The sequence below is a fragment of the Lactiplantibacillus sp. ME-2 genome (genome assembly GCF_022549155.1).
GTDB lineage: Bacteria > Bacillota > Bacilli > Lactobacillales > Lactobacillaceae > Lactiplantibacillus > Lactiplantibacillus plantarum.
Genome location: NZ_JAKZEQ010000004.1, coordinates 19,890 through 39,668 on the forward strand (window position 1 = coordinate 19,890; position 19,779 = coordinate 39,668).

Here is a 19,779-nt window from a genome sequence, read left to right on the forward strand (position 1 = left end):
AAACAGCCTAGCTTTACAACCACTGATTAGCTTTCGCCACACGAATCGCTTCTAATCGATTGTGAACCCCCAATTTGCTAAAAATGGCGGATAAGTAATTACGGGTCGTCCCCGCTGACAAGTATAAATTGGCCGCAATCGTCTTCGTGGGCAACCCCTTCTCAGCTTCGACCAAAACTGCTAGTTCCCGTTCGGTCAATGGATTGTTGTCTGCTGACAACATATTCGTGACTAGCTCGGGCGCATAGATGGTGCGGCCGGTCATCACAGCTCGAATTGCATCAATTAGGTCATCACTCGGACTATCTTTTAACAAATATCCCGCGACATTGGCTTTAACTGCTCGTTCAAAATAACGGCGTTGCGCAAAAGTCGTCAAAACTATTACTTTCGTAGCTAGCTGCGAACTGTCCAATAGATCAGCAACATCCAAGCCGGTTATCCCTGGCATTTCGATATCCAGAATTGCGACATCCGGTTGCAGTTCTTGCAACTCCTGCCAGGCGTTTATGCCGTCTACTGCGCTACCCACCACGTGTAGATCATCTTCTAATTCCAGTAATTGGGTCAAGGCAGAATTCAACATGCTTTGGTCTTCTGCTAAGTATAAAGTTATCATGCTGACTCACTACTCCTTTGGTAAAGTTAAGATCAACTGGGTGCCGCGCCGACTACTCGTGATGGCAAAGGTGCCCTGTTTAGCTTGCAAGCGGGTTCGCATCCCGGCAATCCCGTTGGCGCCCTGACGAATCAAGGTTCCACCTTTACCGTCATCTTTCAGCTTAATCTGATAAATTTTTGCCGTCTCGACAAAATCAATCCGCACCTCGTGCGCGTGTGCGTGGCGCATCACATTGGTCATGGCTTCAACTAACACCGCCGCAAAACAACTTTGGACCGTTGTCGGCCACTTGGTTGCCTGTGTCTCACCAGTGGTCGTCGTCCAGACACCAGGCGCTGCTAGATTACGAGTTTGGGCCAATAGGACTTCTGTGAGCGATTGTTCATGCAAATTATTGACGATTTCGCGAACTAACTGTAAATTTTGGCGACTGGTTTGTTCGATTTCGTCCAATTCTGGTGCCACTTTCTCCGGTGCTTTGACGAGTAATTTTTTAGCTAATTCCGTTTTGAGTGTAATCATTGAAAAGCTTTGTCCAAGGGTATCGTGCAAGTCACGCGCGATTCGTTCACGCTCGTTACGTTCCACAATTGTTTTTAATCGGCGGTTAGTTTGGTTGAGTTGGCGCTGTCGTTCAACTGACCGCGAAAAGGTATACGCGAGTATGGGTGATAACAATGGAAAAACTAAACCCATCACGTCACCATTATGCCACCCAAACACACCAGGATATTGTAAATAGTCTCGTATACAGCCACCAAGTAAAAAGGCATAATACCCTAAAGCAAAACCATAAAATTCTCGCTTAGGACGACGACCAAGTAAAAAGCTCACTTGCCAGCCGGGAAAGATGATCATAAAATTGTTAGCCGCAAATACCGCAAACAGTCCCGTCACAACTAACTCCGCTGGCATCGTCATTGCACGCCAATGCGGCTTCTCAACAACCAAGATGTACAACACAAGGAAGCCACCAACAAGCATTAGCCAAAACCAATCATACCAAGATTTAACGGGTATGTAAGCCGCAATTGTATACGGCAAATAGGCGAGCCACACGTAGCTCGTCCATTCAATCGTCTTCAAGTTGTTTCTATGATGCGTCAACAACGCCATTCCCCCGTTTAAGTACCCGCTGAATCACCCAACTAACAATCACTAATAGGCCGCACACCCATAGCCCGATACCAAGCAAATCGATTAATTTTAGTGTACCATGGGTGCCCCAGTTGACCAACAAATCGTTCACATAATATGTTGGCAGTCGTTTACCAATCACCTGTAGCCAGCTTGGTAATAGGCTAATGGGCCACCATAGACCACTAATAATGGCCATTGGAAAGGTAATTAAATTACTAGCGACACTCAACGTTTCGGCACGATTCAAAAATGAGAGTCCAACGCCCATAAGCAATGTCGGTAATTGACCAATCAGAGCAATTCCAAGTATCCCTAGCCATTGAACCACGGTTAAATCAACGTGGTTCACAACGACCGCAATCGCGCCTAAAATAACGACCGTTAACGCATTCATTCCCAAACTCATCATGCCAATCGAACGATAGTACGGTACTACCCCGTGTGGCGTTAACCGTAGCCACCGTAATAGTCCCCGTTCCCGATCATGCATTAGAATCTGGGCAATACTGAACAGCGCACTGATCGTCCCACTATAAACGATCATACTGCCCATATAAGACCGATTAAAAAGTGCGATTTGAGCCATTGTGCCACCGGTAACCATTACTTTTGTAAATAACAAGTAAAAAGCTGCTGGCATCACCAAGGCAAAAAACTGAAACGCTGCGTTTCGAATAATCAAACGCCGTGCATCAAATCTCAGTTGAGCCATTAAAATTTTCATGCTGAGACTCCCTTCGTCAGATGAACAAAAATATCCGTCAATGATTCACGACTAATTGAGACTTGATGCAACTCACTGATTATGGGCATCATCGCTTGCAGCGTAGCGTCACCGTCTTCACTACTCATGCGTAGTTCGTCGCCTTGCTTAGTAACCGCAGTTACTGCCGTTAAATTTGTAAACCGATCCGCTGGCAGTCTCGTTTGGCAACGAATCTCCACTTGTTGATATTGTTTTTGCAACACGGCAAACGAGCCTTGAAAGACAAAGCGCCCGTCCTTCAGCAACATAATTCGATCAGCGATGGCTTCAATCTCCGGTAGGTAATGACTGGTAATGATAATGGTTTTACCAGCGGCCTTCAAGCGCCTAATCTGTTGCCAAAATGTCTGTTGCGCATTGGTATCCATGCCAACGGTCGGCTCGTCTAAAAATAACAAATCGGGATCACCTACCAGTGCCAAAGCAAAGGTGACTCGTCGTAACTGTCCTCCAGATAACGCCGTCAAGCGTTGCTGGGCTATGTCTTGTAGTTTCAAGGTGGCTAATAATGCTTGCCAATCAAATTCAGGCAGACGTTGTGCCGCAGCTAGCCTTAACATATCACGCACCGTCACGCCTTGAATTGCCATATCACCCTGCATCATTGACCCAATCTTTAATCGCGCCGCCAGGCTACCGGCCGCTTGCCCGAACACCTTGAGATGGCCCTGCTGAACTCGTTTGATTCCTAATAACAAATTTAACAACGTCGTTTTGCCGGCCCCATTTTCACCAATCAAGCCAACAATCTCGCCCGGCATGATCGTCATATTAATATCAGTCAAAACTGACTGTTGACCATAACTAAATGCGACCTTAGTTGCTTCAATCAACGGTGTCATTATCCCCGCCTCCTTTAATGACTATAGTGTACGCCAGCGTAATCGGGTCGAGTAGTCGCGTTTGTCATAATGATCAGGTGACAAATGTCATTATTTCAACAGTATTGATAAGTTAGCATAATTCTTTAGAAAATAACCCAGACAAAAAGTGAGCTTCTGGATTTACATCAAAAGCTCATTTGAATCACAATTAATAACGCTAGTTACCGTGCTTTCAATACCCAATGTGCCAATTGCGAAACGATAACGATTCCAATAACACCAATGATACGCAAACTCAATGGCAGTGTTCGACCATAAATGAGCCAGGCAGCTAACACCAGTAATTCACCGCCAAAAATTACAAATTTCATTCCAACACATCCAATCCACTTTTCGCTAGTATACGAGCCAGCCAATACAATGTCGATTGATCTGCCATTCCTAACTGAGGGTGGTCACTGATTAACTGTGATTTCACTTCGTTTAGTTGTTACTCGCCTACGTATGTATGTCTTTAATCCGCCATTCTCCAGTTGGAAAATGATTAGTCCATCAAAAGTTCAATACATTCAAAGGTCATTCCAACCGTTAAATTAGTTTTGGCACTGACACCGGCTCTTATGTTAAACTTAATCAATCACAACGAAAATAAGGAGGTCGACCATTGTTAATTAAGTCTTTCCCGCCTGCCGAGCGAACACCGCAATTGATTAGCCAATTAACTCAACTCTGGCGACAGTCCGTCGACGCCAGTCACCACTTTCTAACGCCCGCTGAAATCACAACCATTGAGCACGAAGTCCCCACAGCATTACGAACCGTTCCACAACTGCTCGTTGCAGTGGATGATCAAAATACCCCAACTGGTTTCATCGGTATTGATGGTTCACTAGTAGCCATGCTTTTTATCGCCCCAGCCGCTAGTGGCGCTGGTATTGGAACCGCCTTACTGCAAACTAGTATTCAGGATTATGGTGCCACAACGCTTACAGTGAATGAACAAAACCCACGGGCGCGTCAATTTTATGAACACCGTGGTTTCCAAGTCACTAATCGCCAACCAACTGATGATCAGGGCCGTCCATATCCACTATTAACTATGACTTACAACTGTGACCCGTTAAACGACTGACTTGACAAGGTCGTTTTTTTTATAAATAATGGACTTGTCCACTATTTATAAAAAAGGAGTGCTGACTATCGAGTATTTTAGTCTAACTAAATATATTGCGGGTATTTACCGCGAATCCAAAAACAGCATCAACACCCAACTACAGGCGCTGAACATTCGGGCGACCGAAAGTGACTTATTACTGGTTGTTTACGATCATTCGGCCCAAACTCAAAAGGACTTGGCTGCCAGTCTGATGCTCGATCCTAGTTTATTAGCTCGAACTGTTCGTCAACTTGAGCAACGCCAACTCGTCATCCGGTTTCGTGATCCTGCCGATCAACGTAGTCTACGAATTAGCTTGACACCGGCTGGTGAACAAATCGTTATCGCCATTAAGAAAACGTTGATTGACTGGTGGTATGACTTCTTCGCTGCTCATCCAGAAGTCAACGAGCAAGTGTTTACGAACCAATTACAACAAGTTTACCTAGCCTTACAAGAGAAAAGAGATTGAAATCGTCATTGAAAAAATTCATTAAACACTTTGGAGTCCTCGTAATTGGTATCCTGTGCATGTCAGCTGGCGTCGCACTCTCTAAATTATCCTTATTAGGAACGTCCCCAATTTCAAGTATTCCGAATGTCATTAGCAATATTACGGCAATTCCAATTGGCCAGTTGACAATTGCTTTTATTTTCATTTTAGTTCTAATAGAAGCCATCGTTTTGCGCCGGCAGTTCTCCTGGCAAAACTTATTGCAATTAATTCCGGGTAGCCTGTTCGGTTGGTTCATCGATGCTTTTGTGCGGTTTTTCCATAGTCTTCCTAATCAAACATACATCGAGCAACTCGGACTTGTCTTAATGGGAACGGTGCTCTTATCGTTAGGTGTCTTTTTAGAAGTCAATTCACACGCCATTATCATGCCTGGTGAAGGACTTCCGAACGCCATCGCACTGATGCATCAACTCAAGTTTGCCAAAGTCAAAGTTTATAATGATTTCATTCTGATTGGCATTTCACTAGTCCTGGCACTCAGCTTTACTCATTCTTTAGCGGGGGTTCGGGAAGGTACCCTCATTGCAGCCTTTTTAACTGGGCGACTCGTAAATTTCTTTACCGAACATGCAAATCGATTTGTTGACTGGATGACACCAGCCGCTGACGCGAACAACTAATTTCCAGAATTATCAAATAAAAACACGGTCACTGGCTAGTGATCGTGTTTTTTGGCTTGTGTTCACGCCAGTTCGTTAGTCTGCCAGTGCCCGAATTTTTTCAGCCACTAATGCAGGTGAACATCGGCTATCCGTTAATTATTCTCCTAATTGATTTACTTTGGACCCACATGCTCGTTATTACATGTTGTAGTAATTGTCGATCATTTTCATCGCTACCAAACGCCACTTAGCGCTGGATCCCCAGTCGTTACAGGCGGACCATTTATTGACCCTAATAGCAATCAAATCAAGATTACCTTCTGTGGTATGCTGAACAGTCATCAACATCTCAGTTGCCAGCAGTTAAGTACTTAAGCGCATACTCTGCATCTTCATCAACCCTCAATAAGATAACTTTAATCACTTCATCCAATTTCGGCAGTCCAACTCTTTGTGGCAAGTGTCGAGAATCAAGCTGGTTGAAAATCGACTTGAGCCGCACAATCTCAGCAGCCATCCGCAATATAACTCAATCGCTAGCAACCATCTCAGTCACGAGCTGTAAATCATGCGACCGTATTGATGCAACTGGTTTGATTTGCCGATTATCTGCAATTAACGCCCCATTGGCACCAATCAGTAGTCCGTCCTCAAAGCCCGGAATCATTGGTATCAAATCTCGAAGCGGTTCAAAACTGATTGATTTTATTTTGATGCTGTCAAAAAACACTCACTTAACTAAAATTAGCTAAGTGAGTGTCTCGTCAACTAATGGCCACGATGTTGAGCACGATGTTTTGCCAACCGCTTTGCTCGTATCAACTGAGCATGGTCATGTCGGGCACGACGCTGCTGCCGTTTCTTCATTACCAAGTTACGCTGATGTTCTAACTTAAACATTTGCATTGCTCTAGTCGGTTTGAATCGAACGTGATGTTGACGACATTGTCGTGCCGCACGACGATACTCGCGAACCAATTGCTGCTGAGCAACCGCACTAGCCGTCGTCCATTGCAGCGTTGACCACCGATCTTGAATTAACAACCTAATCTGGGGTTCACTAGGATTCTGCGTCCCAAAGGTCACTCGGGCGACTTGATACCCGTCCGTCGACCAACGCTCAAAAACACCCTGATAAAATTGTTGATCAAAAAACACCGTTAATTTGCATCGGTTAATCAAATTAACCCCTCCTTAATTTCACTAACGAAATTCGGACAACCAAGGAAGGCAGGTTACTGACAGCCGTTGCTGCGTCTGGACTACCGACCAGACCGTGTTTTTAATTTCGCTAATAATTAGTATGTCAGATTAAGTCAGTTTGTCAAATTAGCACTTATGTATCAATGGAATAATTAATGCACTTAGTTAATCCGACATGAATCATGATTAAAACGTGACAGTCAATCAGACTCCTGCTCGTCAGCTTGGGCTATTGAGCACTGTCACCCTGCCGCTCCCATCGGTCAACCACTCGAATGGCTGATAATTATGCCTCCAGTTGGCGCGGTAAGAATCCACCGAAAATTGGTGCAAACTCAAACTGTTTCCGGTTGATCCAAGCCGGCAGTTGCTGAATTTTAAAATCAAGACGTTTTAACCATAGTTATTGCTAAATAATAACGAGTACAACAAGTAATAATTAAGATTATATTAAATAGTGTAATACCACACTATTACACTGTGATTAATAGTATACTTTGTTTGTAAAATACCTTGAAGTGTTTATTATTAGCCGCTTAAGGTTTAGGGGGATTCCAATATGAACACACCACTACTGACCGTCACGCAATTAAATCAATACTTCAGTCACCAGCACATTTTAAAAGCCCTGACCTTCACCATTCAAAAGGGGCATATCGTCGCCTTAGTTGGTGCAAATGGTGCTGGCAAAACGACACTGATGAAATCAATCTTAGGACTCACTTCCTTTACTGGTCAGATTTATTTAAATGGTCAGTCAATTACGCCATGCCATCACCAAGCTTTAAGCGCTGTGGGCGCCCTAATTGAATATCCCGGACTCTACCCATTCTTGACTGGCCGGCAACAACTCTCACTGTTTGCAACCGGTGCCAATCGTACCGCACGCGTTACCAAAATCATTGAAGCACTTAGCATGCAAGCATTTGCCGATACACTAACGAAACACTACTCACTCGGTATGCGGCAAAAATTGGGTGTAGCCTTGGCTTTGCTCAATCAGCCCGCACTAGTCATCTTAGATGAACCCATGAATGGTCTTGATCCACAGGCCACAAAAGAATTACGCGATTTAATTCTATGGGCGCAAGCTCAAGGCACCACCTTTTTAATTTCAAGTCATCTCCTGAGTGAACTGCAACGGGTCGCCAATGACGTCTTAGTTCTTGATCACGGGCAACTGATCGCCAATATGAGCATGCCGGCGTTTCTTGCCCAACAGCGCCCCACTTATGAATTAGTAACTAATCAAGATCAACGGGCTTATCAGCTATTGCGTTCTGCTGGATACCACCTAGTTGCAGCAACACCAATTCGTGTCTTAATAACGCCCGGATTTCAGCTTAATCCATTACTGCAACTACTTTTGACCAATCAGATTCAGTTACAGCGGATTCAACCCCACACTGAAGACTTAGAATCATCCTTATTAACCATGCTGAAAACGGTCAACCACTAAGGAGGTCAATCTAATGTTCACATTGTTACGACAAGAAAATCGAAAATTAATGCACCATCGTGTGATTCAACTGTTTATTCCATTTATAATGATTTTTCAATTCATAATTGCGATATATGCCGCTCACTACCCACAGCTACTAACGCCATATGATGCATTTGTAAACAACGACTACGGCTTTATTCCGATACTATTTTTGACAATCACAATTGGCAGCACTTATTTAACGAATGAACGGCAAAATGGCACGTTACGAGCGCTACTTTATCGCAGTTATTCGCGGACCCAAGTCTTAGTCAGCAAATGGCTCACGATACTCGGTCTGATGATTGGCTTATCTGGCTTTAGCACCCTCATGAGTCTCGGACTGAAGTTGAGCTTCTTTCGGCACTTACCTAATTACGGTACAATTTGGCACACTTGGGGTCTGAACATGCTATCAACAGGACTGACCCTACTATTTTTAATGAGTGTCGTCTTACTATTGGGCACCCTATTCACCAGTTCAACACCAGCCATTCTGACCGGCATCATTGGGTACTTTATTGTGACCATTTTCAATCAACTTTGTTTTTATTTATACGCCAAAGTCAGCTGGTTAAAGTGGAATCCGCTCAACATGATCAATCTAGGCGAGCAAATCCAAACACCACAACTACAACAATTAACCCGACTAAATCTATCCACGCTGGCGATTGGTTATATCGCCTATCTACTGTTATTCTTAACGCTTGCCAACTATTCTTTTCAAACCCGTAACGTTTAAAAGCATCCAGCCGGTCAAATAAGATTACTGACCGGCTGGATGCTTTATCGATTAATTGTTAATTTCATCATATTAGCGTAACTGTCGCACAACTTGCCAAAAGTAGCGACTCCAGCGCGGTTGATAAATCCAAGCAATCAGACCAATTAATGTTGCTGACCAAACTACTGCTACATATGACCAACTCGTCTGTGGTGCCAGCATAACGTCGGTAATCAATTTAGTCAGTATGATGCTCAACCCTATCAGCATTGGTACCCGCCAAGCCGGTAACAAAATCGCTTGGTGGTTACGCTCCGTGATTTGCTGGGCGCTCAAATACCGACCAAGTATCCCGCCCAAGCCCCAGACTAGACATCCAATTGCGATACCCAACAACCAGTGTTGATTGAGGAACGCCAACAAATAATTACCAGGTTGACCGAATGACCGTATCAATACAAACCAACTGATTGGTTTAACGATTGCATAGCCGACGAGCATTGCCATTACCAGGTTAGGCGTGACCAATAACACTAATGCAGAAGCGGTCATCAAAATCAGTGCAACGAGCGTGGTACTGATTACATTGCCGCCCCAGACCCACCAATTGAATTGCGCGAAATAAATTCCGGGAATATTCTGTACCAGCACCAGCAGAACCATTAATTTCGCCAAACTATACGCAATGATCGTCGTTAAACTATAGCTCAAAAACGTCGCACCAAAAATAGCTGCTCGGCGAAATCCTAAGCTCTGTAACCACTCATTCTGATGCCGGTAACGTGGAATGGCAATGAGTGCTATGCCCACTAAAATACTGATTCCCCATAGAAAATCATTTGGTTCAACATTACTCCCAACGCGCAAATTCGCCAATAATCCCCGCCGATCAGCATGATAAACTTGTAAATATTGATTCAAGTACTGCTGTTTCGAAGGTGCTACTAAGCCATCTACATCCTGATACTGTTGCCGCCGGTGGTCGTATTTAAGACCTGAAATTAGCATGTCATGATTCTGATCTAGCATTTGCCAGTGTTGATTCATTCTGAAGCCAGTCCACGCCCCCAGTGCTATAAACAAAATCAGCATACCAATGAGAAGTGGCGCATGCTGCCAAATAATCAAGTGCCCCAATTTTTTATTCATCTCACAACTTCCCCCAGTTGATGGTAACGACGGCCAGCACGATAGACGAGCATTACCATCATAGTCAGCACGATTCCGACCAATTCATACCACGGCGCAATTGTTCCCATCAAAGGTAGTAGTAGGATGTCCCCAAGTGTTGAGCCAATACTCAAACTAATCAAAGCACTGGCGATAACCCCATTAAATAGCGATTGTTGCCGCAATGTGGTGATATCCGCTGACCATTGACGACAGGCCACCCAAGTTAATCCTAGTAGCATCAGCAAGCCCACTAATGCCATGATTGCCGCTACCCCGTAGTGAACATGTAACCAGATACTAGGCAACGACTGAATGTGAAACCACCGCAACCACATATTTGTCCGCGTTAACATTCCCGACGCCCAACGCCAGGTCAGAGTGCTGATCAGGATTGCTAACCATAACCGCTGATTAAAGCTCCCCACCAGCCAAGCAAGCATAATTAGGCACCCACTGACCATCGTCACTGCCACACTACTTCCCAAGAGGGCGGCCCCGTTACGGTATTGCTGATAAACTTGGGGGATTGCAGCCGTGATCCAGCCATAATAAATCACTTGACTTACAAAAACGGTGACCATTAATAGCAGCCCGAGCCGCAGCTGTTGCCACCAAATTTGCCAACGCGTAACACCTAAACCAGCCATAAACTCGAAGCGGTGTGTGCGACGACCCCAGAATGCAAGCAGCAAACCGCTGACGAGTCCCAAAACATAATACAAACGGTTGGGTTGTTGGGCCCGCACTGCCTGATTGGGATCCGTAGAAGTGTATTCGCCAGGCCAAAAGAACTGGTCAAGATGTTCATAATAAACATGCAGGCTAACCGCCGGACGACCGGCAACTTTATAGTCTTTCGGGTGTTTAACAAAATCCGCAGCGTTGATCCGTTCACCACGTACACTCCGGGCATGTTCCACCTGCCAAGTATGTGTCACATTAATTGCCATTAATAAGCTCACTAACAGACACGTTGCCGTCACAAGTCGCACCCAAGGCCGATTTTGTTGCCACCATAACCGTCTCAATTTTACAGTTGCCATTCTACACACCACCCCAAACAGCTTGCCGGTCGCCCAATTTAACTCGGAAAACATCTGTAATGGTCAACGGCTGGACGGCCATCATCAATGGTTGATTTTGTTGGAGCGCTGTCTCAATTGTCGGCGTGTAGTCCGCAAAGTACACTTCTAAGACCCGACCGTAAACTTTAATCAGCTGCCCATGCTCTTTCACAACCGCTGGTATATGCTTATCTGCAAAAACAAGCTGAAACTTGCGGGCCGTTGCTCGTAAACTTTCTAGGTCGTAATCAGCAACTAATTCATGATGTTGCAAAAACAGCACTTGGTCGCATAAACCGTCAAGTTCATCAAGATTATGTGATGAAATCAAGAAACTGACGCCGTGTTCGGCGACCTCCTCAACCATATAGGCTACAATCCGCTCGCGCACGATGATATCCAAACCATCAAACGGCTCATCCAAAATAATATATGGCACGTGACTCGCTAACGCTAGCAAGATTTGAAATAACATCTGCTGACCCTTTGATAACCGCTGGTAGTAGCTTTTGGTTGATAAATGCTCGGCCACTAATAACGCTGTTAGTTGCGATTGGTCAAAGTCATCGTAAGCCAACGCGTATGTCGTTATGATCTGTCGCAACCGTTGACCACCAAAAAAGTGACGTTGTGTATCAATATAAAATAATTTTTGCCGACAGTATGGTTGCTGCAAAGTCGACTGCCCCTCAATCACTAATTCGCCTTCGTCCGCCAAATAGTGATCAGCCATCGTCCGAAAGAGCGTCGTCTTTCCAACGCCGTTCCGCCCGACCAACCCAACGATTCGACCTGGCTGCCAAGTAAAAGTAATCCCCCTTAATATTTCACGATTATCAATCCGCTTACTTAATGCTTTAACTTGGATACTCATCCCGTGACTCCCCCTTTTGATAAGCCGTGGTCACCCACGCCTGAACTTGCTGCGCACTTATTCCTAAAAATTGTGCTTCCGTTAACAGTGATTGTAAGCGCGTCTGAAGATCATCAACCGCATTCGAATCAATTGCAATCTGACTCGATTCACTCACAAACGTCCCCCGACCTTTTACAGTATACACGGCTCGCTGATGCTCCAAGATTTGATAAGCCTTACTGACCGTGTTCGGATTAAGGTGCATTTCTGACGCCATTGCTCGAATTGAAGGCAATTGATCCCCTGGTCGTAAGACTTCCTGAACGATCTGCTGCTTAATCTGCATAACTAACTGTTCGTAATACGGTGCCCCATTAGTTGCAAACGGCATTTTATCACCTCGGTATTGTGTACTACGTGTATTACTACAACTAGTACACTAACATACTAATTTGAGTTTGACAACTCAACAATCATATTCCTGGCACAAAATGATTACCTCAAACGTGAGTGCGACATCATTACAGTATGCCAAATTACTGAAAAGAGTCTTAAATTTGGTTGCCAGTTCATCAGTGCTTGTTCATCCTATTCCGACCTCCGGGACCCCTGCTCGCATGACAGATGAACGGCCACTCAACTTAGTGCAATTGGTCGCCGAATTCAATTACTGCTTGGAACATTGAACAAACGTTAATGTGGTCTCAGTTGTTTGGAATCTCAGTCATAATATGGTGACTGAGAATTAATGAACGAATCACAGTTCGATTATCAAACTGACAGTTACTGATAAAATTGCTGTCTCTAAAATAGCAACGACCAAGCCAGCAAAAGTTGGGGACATCCCTGTCAGCCATTCGAATACCTTCCCAACTGGAAGGCATTTCGCCAATGCTCAGCACTGCCAGAGTGGGTGGTTCAGACGGCTTGAGACTGAGAATTAGCCCAACTAAGGCGTTGAGCGGTAAACTCATCGCGTCGCTATCCGGAAGGCTCATCGGACCCGAACACGTTTCGTCAATATGGCATTAAGACGTGGGTTGCGGCTTAAATCAGTGTCCACCACGTTTTAACATCTACATAAGCAAAAAAAACGCCTGACCAATCAGCACCTTTAGCTGGTTAGTCAGACGTCATCATCTGGTGATTATTCCAAAAAATCTTTTAACTGTTTACTACGTGATGGGTGGCGTAACTTCCGTAGCGCCTTGGCTTCGATTTGGCGGATCCGTTCACGGGTCACACCGAAGACTTTTCCAACTTCTTCCAGTGTCCGGGTCCGACCATCATCAAGTCCGAACCGTAAGCGTAAGACGTTTTCTTCCCGGTCCGTCAAGGTATCAAGGACACCTTCCAGTTGTTCTTTCAACAATTCATAAGCCGCGGCATCCGCTGGTGAGGTTGCGTCTTGGTCTTCGATGAAGTCACCTAAGTGTGAATCGTCCTCTTCACCAATTGGCGTTTCCAATGAAACGGGTTCTTGTGCGATCTTCAAGATTTCACGAACCTTTTCCGTTGGCATGTCCATTTCAGCCCCAATTTCTTCAGGAGTTGGTTCGCGCCCTAAATCTTGTAACAGTTGCCGTTGAATTCGAATTAATTTGTTAATAGTTTCGACCATGTGCACTGGAATCCGAATGGTCCGCGCTTGGTCGGCAATTGCCCGCGTAATTGCTTGGCGAATCCACCAAGTCGCGTACGTTGAGAACTTGAATCCTTTACGGTAATCAAACTTTTCAACGGCCTTCATTAGCCCCATGTTACCTTCTTGAATCAAATCAAGGAATTGCATTCCCCGACCCACGTAACGTTTGGCAATCGAAACGACCAACCGTAAGTTGGCTTCGGCTAATTCTTGCTTGGCAGATTCATCACCTTGTTCGATTCGGAGTGCTAAAGCGACTTCTTCGTCAGCCGTTAACAAGTCGACACGACCAATTTCTTTCAAATACATCCGCACGGGATCATTGATTTTAATTCCAGAAGCCGAGCCAGCGTCACTAAGTTCCTTCTTAGAAACTTTTTTGACACTTTTGACCGCTCGAGCATCAGGATCACCTTTTTCATCAACAACACTAATCCCAGCATCTTCAACCTTTTGTAATAATTTATCAATGCCACTAGCATCTAGTTTGTAAGGCGCTGCTAATTTATCTGATAATTCATCATATTGAATGCTACCAGTTTTCTTATATTCCTTAATTAATGCTTTAACGGCTTTGTCGTATTCCGTCGTTGCTTTTGCCTTTGCCATGTAGTAGCCTCCTATTTAGTATGCATCTACCAGCTGATCGGTTGCAATACCGAGCCAACCTTAAGTATATCATTTTCACGCCTAGTTATCAGCTCGTTGGACCTGCTGTTGTTGCCGATATAGGTCAATTAATGCCAACGTTAACTGCTGGACCAAATCACGATTACCGATCTGCTTGGCTGCCGTTAACTCGGCCTTCTTACTGTTGATTTGTTCTACCAGCGGCTGTTGATTCATGATCACATTGACTAGATCAGCAATCTCTTCCTTGGAAGATTCATTGGCAACATCCATAAATTCCAAACTCGTGACGACAGGCTGTAAATCTGAATCCGTCATAAAATCCGTAAAGTTGCCCAAATCAAATTGATTATGCGTTTTAAAATAAGCCTCCGCATACACCAAGATTTGTTGATACGAATCATGAACAAAATGAAAACCAGCAATCGCCATCACTCGTAACCAAACATCGTGGTCATTCAACAAACGGTACAGTAACAACCGCTCCGCTTTCTCTACCCGACTTAACGGGCCACTGTTCGTACTGCCATCCACCGTGGCTGGGGGAGGCCCTAGCGGCGCAGGTGCTGGTGGCGGAGCTACTTGCGTTTCATCCGAGTGACCACCACCACGTCGAACGGCCTGCTGACCGACCAGTGATCGTAACTGTTGCTTTAAATCATCCTTATCAAGATCAAACTCCGCCACTAATTGGTTTAAATATAAATCCTGTTCGACACTAGAGGACAGTTGTGCTAATTGTTGCAAAACCGCCTGTAAATAAGTCAATTGATCGGGCGTGTTTTGCAAGTTCAAATCATGTTTTAAATACTGCATTTCAAATGCAGTGGGCGTTTGCTTACCGTCTTCAAATACTTGGACAAACTTCTCCTGCCCCTGAGCACGCAAATACTCGTCGGGATCCATCCCATCAGGCATTTGGATCACACCCAGATTAAGGCGACTGTTACCACCTAGCAATTTCAGAGCACGATCAGTCGCCTTTTGCCCCGGCATATCGCTATCGTAACAGACATATAAGGTGTCGGTAACGCGCTCAAGCATGTAAATCTGCTCATCAGTTAGGCTCGTCCCCATTGATGCGACCCCGTTCTGAATACCAGAACGATAAGCCGCAATCACATCCATAAAGCCTTCAAACAGCACCACCGACTTTTGTTGTCGAATGGGGCCCCGTGCTAAGTCAAAGTTAAATAATACTGAACGCTTGTTGAACAGCTTCGTTTCCGGACTATTCAAATACTTAGGTTCATTAGGTGATTTTTTGAGGATTCGACCTGAGAAAGCAATCACCCGACCACTCGCGTCTTTAATCGGAAACAAGACCCGGTCAACGAAGCGATCACGTAAGTCACCCGCTTGATTTTCAATGAACAGTCCCGACTGCCGTAGTAGTTGGTAGTCGGTCTGGTGTTCTTTAAAAAAATCTAACAAGAGCTGATTAGCAGGTGCATAGCCGATACCAAACGTTTTAATCGTCTCATCATCCAGCCCGCGCTCGTGCAAGTACTTAAGCGCCGGTTCACCCAGTTCAGTATTCACTAAAATATGTTGATACATCTTAGCGCTATCCGCGTACAACTTTAACAGATCGGCTTGTTGCTGATCCTTAGGTGCGGCCGGTTGTGACTGCGCCGTATAGCTCGCCGGCAAGTCAATGTGCCCAAAATCGGCCACCTTGACGACTGCTTCCGGAAAAGACAAGTTTTCGAGATCCATAATGAAGCTGAACACGTTGCCCCCACGGCCACAGCTAAAACAGTGAAAAATCTGCTTTTGCTCATTGACCGAAAAGGATGGCGTGCGCTCTTCGTGAAAGGGACACAGGCCAAATAAATTCTTACCAGCCTTCTTCAACTGAACGTATTGTCCAATAAAATCCGCAATGTTGACTGCTGAGCGGACTTGCTCAACCTTTTCCTCGGGAATTCGATTGGCCACTTTGCCACCCCATTTCTACTAACTAAAGTCTGACAAACCAACCAAATCATTGCCGCAATCAAAAGCCGCATCACGAAATTTGGATGCGACTTTGTGCGTGCAAACTTTTACAGAATATATATTACCACAAGTTTGACAGCAGTGCAATAATAAGTTGCCCTTATTAGACATATTTGTCAAATTTGTTTGTCAGCAAACTAAAAAAGAAGCTACAGCGCGCTTGCTGTAACTTCTTTTGATTATCCACAGTCCGTGCTTATTTAACGATTAATTGATTCAAGTCACCCATCACGTTGATCATTTGGGCGATCGTCAAGAGTTGCTTTAAGTGATTATCCCGCACCTTTTCATCCTTACTCATCACCATCGTCTGTTCAAAGTAATCGACGATCAATGGTCGTAAGGCGGCCAGGGCTTTGAAACGGTCCTCCATGCTCATCGCTGGGGTAAATTGCTTTTGCAATTCAAGAACAGCATCGTACAAGTGTTGTTCCGCTTCATTTTCAAATAAACTTGGATCAACAGTCAAATCACCGGCTGCCAGCTTAGCTTTCGCCGTGATCCGCAACAGACGAGTAAAGGCTTCAATTGTGTCCTTAAACTGCGGATCATCTTGATGCGCATTCAGCACATCGGCTGCTTTGAACATTTCACGGATATCCTGACGACTCCCTTTGATAACCGTATCGACGATATCGTAGCGAATCTTACGGTTGTTAAACCATTGTTTGACGCGATCCGTTAAGAAATCAGCAACTGGTGCCGTTTGCTTTTCGAAGTCTAAGTTGTACGTAGCATCATGGGCCACTAATTCCTTTTGAATATCGGCCTCGAGTTGACGAATTGGGAAATCCCAACCTTGTTCCCGTACGATCCGTACGATTCCAAACGCTTGACGACGCAAAGCAAACGGATCATTAGAGCCACTAGGAGTCAAGCCAACGGCAAAGAAGCTCGTAATGGAATCAACTTTGTCCGCAATAGCTAACACCGCGCCGACCTTGGACTTAGGTAAGTCGCCATCAGCGCTGATTGGCATGTAATGCTCACGAATAGCTTGACCGACTGCTGGATCTTCACCCTTCAAGACAGCATACTTGTCACCCATGACCCCTTGTAATTCAGGGAATTCGCCAACCATCCCTGTCACTAAATCAAATTTATAGATTTGCGCTGCCCGGTGGAGTTGGTTCTTTTCAGTCTCAGTCAAACCAAACCGATCAGCCAAAAAATCACTGATAACCATGACCCGCTGCATCTTCTCATACATCGTCCCGATTTTATCATGGAAGCTAACCTTTTTGAGTCGTTCCACATATTCTTGAATCGAGTGTTGTTGATCTTCATGATAGAAGAAAGCTGCATCTTCTAAGCGTGCCGTCAATACTTTTTGATTACCTAAAGCCACGTTTTCCAAGTGATCCGTGTTCCCGTTTCGAACGGAAACAAAGTGTGGTAATAAGTTATCCTCGGCATCCGTTACGTAGAAGAACCGTTGATGATCACGCATCGAAGTAATCAAGACTTCATCCGGGATCGTTAAGTATTTGATATCAAAATCTCCCGCAAATGCAGTTGGATATTCCACCAAGTTATTAACTTCTTCCAACAGGTCTTCATTAACTTTGATTTGCCAGTCGCGTTCATTCGCCAAGGCTGCGATCTGTTCACGAATCGTTGCCTTACGTTTAGCGGCATCCGCAATAACTTGAACACTAGCTAAGTCAGCTTCATAGTCCGCAGCAGTAGCAATTTCAACGTCATGGCCCAAGAAACGGTGGCCTCGTGAAACACGGCCAGCCGCAACGTCCAGAATTTGAACCGGCACAACCTCGTCATCTAATAATGACACGATCCAACGAATCGGCCGAATATACTTGAAACTATACGTCGACCACTTCATCATCGTTGGGAAATTCATCTTGGTGATAACATCCTTGATTCCGGCCGCCAATACTTCGGCCGCCGTTTTACCGGCCGTAAAGGTTTGTACAAAGACATACGGGGTACCCTTAACATCTTTAAAGACGATGTCATCAGTTGACGCCCCTTGGCCCTTAGAAAAACCAATCGCTGCCTTTGTCCAGTTGCCATCCGCATCCTGAGCAATCTTCTTAGCTGGACCCCGAACTTCTTTTTTCACATCAGCCTGCTTGTCAGCTAAGCCTAACACCTGAACCGTTAACCGGCGTGGTGTTGAGAAGGTTTTAACATCTTCAAAATCAAGCCGGGCATCCTTTAAGAACTTGACCATTCGTTCTTTAAGTTGTAACACACTCGGTGTAACGACGTGGGCCGGCATTTCTTCCAAACCAATTTCAAGTAAATAAGTTTTCGCCATTATTTCGTCTCCTCCTGTGCGTGTTTTAATAACGGGAAGCCACGTTTTTCACGTTGCGCCACGAATTCCTTGGCAATCGACTTCGCCATGTTTCGGATTCGATCTAAATAGCCGGCACGTTCCGTGACTGAAACCATACCGCGAGCATCCATCAAGTTGAAGGTATGACTACATTTAAGACAGTAGTCGTACGCGGGGTGAACTAAGCCGTTCTTAATTTGCCGCTTGGCTTCCTTTTCATATTCATCAAATAACATTAATAATAATTCTTCGTTGCTATCTTCAAAAGCATACTTAGAATTTTCAAATTCTGGTTCCAAGAAGATGTCGCCATACTTCACGCCATCGCCCCATTCAAGGTCAAATACGGAGTTTACATCCTGAATGTAAGATGAGAGTCGTTCCAAACCATAGGTGATTTCAGAAGTGACGGGATCAACTTCAAGACCACCAACTTGTTGGAAGTACGTGAATTGGCTGATTTCCATCCCGTCGAGCCAAACTTCCCAACCAACACCGGCACAACCCATTGATGGGTTTTCCCAGTTATCTTCCACGAAACGAATATCGTGTTCTAGCGGGTTAATGCCAAGTTTTTCCAAGCTTTGTAAGTATAAATCCTGCACGTTTTCTGGTGAGGGTTTCATGACCACTTGGAATTGATGGTGTTGGTACAACCGGTTGGGGTTCTCACCATACCGACCATCGGCAGGCCGGCGTGAAGGTTCAACGTACGCCGCGTTCCATGGTTCGGGACCGATTGCCCGTAAGAACGTGTAGGGGCTCATCGTTCCGGCCCCTTTTTCTGTATCATATGATTGCATTAACATACAACCTTGATCCGACCAAAACTTTTGCAAGGTTAAGATAATCTCTTGCACTGATAACTTTTTGCTCATTAGTATCCTCCCAAAATTAGTGACTGAACGGCTGATGGCTTTGAAACGGGGGCATCGCTATTCCCAGACTTATGGCACAAAAAAAGTCCCCTGTCGTCGACAATAACGACATAGGGACGATTGGTTTCGCGGTTCCACCCTACTTCTGAGTAACCTCAGCAGCTTAATTACACGGTATTAAAGCTCCGAAAGC

Annotated in this window: 21 protein-coding genes; 5 read left to right on the plus strand and 16 right to left on the minus strand. The window is 44.9% G+C overall.

Features of this window, described 5'->3' with window-relative positions; translation table 11 throughout:
• Positions 1-13: 13 nt before the first annotated feature.
• The 5 genes from MMY95_RS02170 to MMY95_RS02190 all read right to left on the minus strand — a co-directional run bounded on the left by MMY95_RS02170 (position 14) and on the right by MMY95_RS02190 (position 3,723).
• Complete coding sequence (locus MMY95_RS02170; RefSeq protein ID WP_003645996.1) at positions 14-619, minus strand: response regulator transcription factor; 606 nt, start codon at positions 617-619, stop codon at positions 14-16.
• Positions 620-628: 9 nt separating this feature from the next.
• Positions 629-1,738 (minus strand): sensor histidine kinase, encoded by a 1,110-nt coding sequence (locus MMY95_RS02175; RefSeq protein ID WP_202861009.1) that lies wholly within the window; start codon positions 1,736-1,738, stop codon positions 629-631.
• Positions 1,716-2,486: an ABC transporter permease gene (locus MMY95_RS02180; RefSeq protein ID WP_053267854.1), complete on the minus strand. Its 771-nt coding sequence runs from the start codon at positions 2,484-2,486 to the stop codon at positions 1,716-1,718. The genes MMY95_RS02175 and MMY95_RS02180 overlap by 23 nt, the downstream gene beginning before the upstream one ends.
• Positions 2,483-3,370 (minus strand): ABC transporter ATP-binding protein, encoded by an 888-nt coding sequence (locus MMY95_RS02185; RefSeq protein WP_003640656.1) that lies wholly within the window; start codon positions 3,368-3,370, stop codon positions 2,483-2,485. The genes MMY95_RS02180 and MMY95_RS02185 overlap by 4 nt, the downstream gene beginning before the upstream one ends.
• A 203-nt stretch (positions 3,371-3,573) precedes the next feature.
• Complete coding sequence (locus MMY95_RS02190; RefSeq protein ID WP_003640657.1) at positions 3,574-3,723, minus strand: hypothetical protein; 150 nt, start codon at positions 3,721-3,723, stop codon at positions 3,574-3,576.
• Positions 3,724-4,016: 293 nt separating this feature from the next.
• On the opposite strand from MMY95_RS02190, the gene MMY95_RS02195 reads away from it, so the two are divergent.
• The 3 genes from MMY95_RS02195 to MMY95_RS02205 are packed head-to-tail and all read left to right on the plus strand — an operon-like array spanning position 4,017 to position 5,645.
• Positions 4,017-4,484 (plus strand): GNAT family N-acetyltransferase, encoded by a 468-nt coding sequence (locus MMY95_RS02195; RefSeq protein ID WP_003640658.1) that lies wholly within the window; start codon positions 4,017-4,019, stop codon positions 4,482-4,484.
• Positions 4,485-4,542: 58 nt separating this feature from the next.
• Entirely contained in the window at positions 4,543-4,980 is a 438-nt protein-coding gene (locus tag MMY95_RS02200; RefSeq protein WP_053267893.1) for a MarR family transcriptional regulator, read from the plus strand.
• A complete protein-coding gene (locus MMY95_RS02205; protein WP_053267853.1) occupies positions 4,977-5,645 on the plus strand; it encodes a DUF6198 family protein in 669 nt (222 codons plus the stop codon). Before MMY95_RS02200 ends, MMY95_RS02205 begins: the two co-directional genes overlap by 4 nt.
• A gap of 331 nt (positions 5,646-5,976) precedes the next feature.
• Here the strand turns inward: MMY95_RS02205 and MMY95_RS02210 are convergent, their stop codons facing one another.
• The 3 genes from MMY95_RS02210 to MMY95_RS02220 form a co-directional block, all read right to left on the minus strand.
• Complete coding sequence (locus MMY95_RS02210) at positions 5,977-6,144, minus strand: hypothetical protein (RefSeq protein ID WP_003640662.1); 168 nt, start codon at positions 6,142-6,144, stop codon at positions 5,977-5,979.
• Between the two features lie 12 nt (positions 6,145-6,156).
• On the minus strand, positions 6,157-6,294 hold the full coding sequence (locus MMY95_RS02215) for a hypothetical protein (RefSeq protein ID WP_015380425.1): 138 nt from the start codon (positions 6,292-6,294) through the stop codon (positions 6,157-6,159).
• A gap of 101 nt (positions 6,295-6,395) precedes the next feature.
• Complete coding sequence (locus MMY95_RS02220; protein ID WP_053267852.1) at positions 6,396-6,809, minus strand: YjdF family protein; 414 nt, start codon at positions 6,807-6,809, stop codon at positions 6,396-6,398.
• Positions 6,810-7,389: 580 nt separating this feature from the next.
• Here MMY95_RS02220 and MMY95_RS02225 point away from each other — a divergent pair.
• Both MMY95_RS02225 and MMY95_RS02230 read left to right on the plus strand, forming a co-directional pair.
• Complete coding sequence (locus tag MMY95_RS02225) at positions 7,390-8,289, plus strand: ATP-binding cassette domain-containing protein (RefSeq protein ID WP_053267851.1); 900 nt, start codon at positions 7,390-7,392, stop codon at positions 8,287-8,289.
• Between the two features lie 13 nt (positions 8,290-8,302).
• On the plus strand, positions 8,303-9,055 hold the full coding sequence (locus MMY95_RS02230) for an ABC transporter permease (RefSeq protein WP_053267850.1): 753 nt from the start codon (positions 8,303-8,305) through the stop codon (positions 9,053-9,055).
• Positions 9,056-9,127: 72 nt separating this feature from the next.
• Here the strand turns inward: MMY95_RS02230 and MMY95_RS02235 are convergent, their stop codons facing one another.
• The 8 genes from MMY95_RS02235 to glyQ all read right to left on the minus strand — a co-directional run bounded on the left by MMY95_RS02235 (position 9,128) and on the right by glyQ (position 19,586).
• Complete coding sequence (locus tag MMY95_RS02235) at positions 9,128-10,186, minus strand: ABC transporter permease (protein WP_003644469.1); 1,059 nt, start codon at positions 10,184-10,186, stop codon at positions 9,128-9,130.
• Positions 10,183-11,253 (minus strand): hypothetical protein, encoded by a 1,071-nt coding sequence (locus tag MMY95_RS02240; RefSeq protein ID WP_015825636.1) that lies wholly within the window; start codon positions 11,251-11,253, stop codon positions 10,183-10,185. Before MMY95_RS02240 ends, MMY95_RS02235 begins: the two co-directional genes overlap by 4 nt.
• A gap of 1 nt (position 11,254) precedes the next feature.
• Entirely contained in the window at positions 11,255-12,148 is an 894-nt protein-coding gene (locus MMY95_RS02245) for an ABC transporter ATP-binding protein (RefSeq protein ID WP_241277478.1), read from the minus strand.
• A complete protein-coding gene (locus MMY95_RS02250) occupies positions 12,132-12,521 on the minus strand; it encodes a GntR family transcriptional regulator (RefSeq protein ID WP_003640670.1) in 390 nt (129 codons plus the stop codon). The genes MMY95_RS02245 and MMY95_RS02250 overlap by 17 nt, the downstream gene beginning before the upstream one ends.
• 756 nt (positions 12,522-13,277) lie before the next feature.
• Positions 13,278-14,384 (minus strand): RNA polymerase sigma factor RpoD, encoded by a 1,107-nt coding sequence (gene rpoD, locus MMY95_RS02255; RefSeq protein ID WP_003640674.1) that lies wholly within the window; start codon positions 14,382-14,384, stop codon positions 13,278-13,280.
• Between the two features lie 81 nt (positions 14,385-14,465).
• On the minus strand, positions 14,466-16,346 hold the full coding sequence (dnaG, locus tag MMY95_RS02260) for a DNA primase (RefSeq protein WP_015825640.1): 1,881 nt from the start codon (positions 16,344-16,346) through the stop codon (positions 14,466-14,468).
• 256 nt (positions 16,347-16,602) lie between these two features.
• Positions 16,603-18,687, minus strand: coding sequence for a glycine--tRNA ligase subunit beta (glyS, locus tag MMY95_RS02265; protein WP_053267847.1), 2,085 nt, complete (start codon positions 18,685-18,687; stop codon positions 16,603-16,605).
• Complete coding sequence (gene glyQ, locus MMY95_RS02270) at positions 18,687-19,586, minus strand: glycine--tRNA ligase subunit alpha (protein ID WP_003640677.1); 900 nt, start codon at positions 19,584-19,586, stop codon at positions 18,687-18,689. Before glyQ ends, glyS begins: the two co-directional genes overlap by 1 nt.
• Positions 19,587-19,779 lie beyond the last annotated feature (193 nt).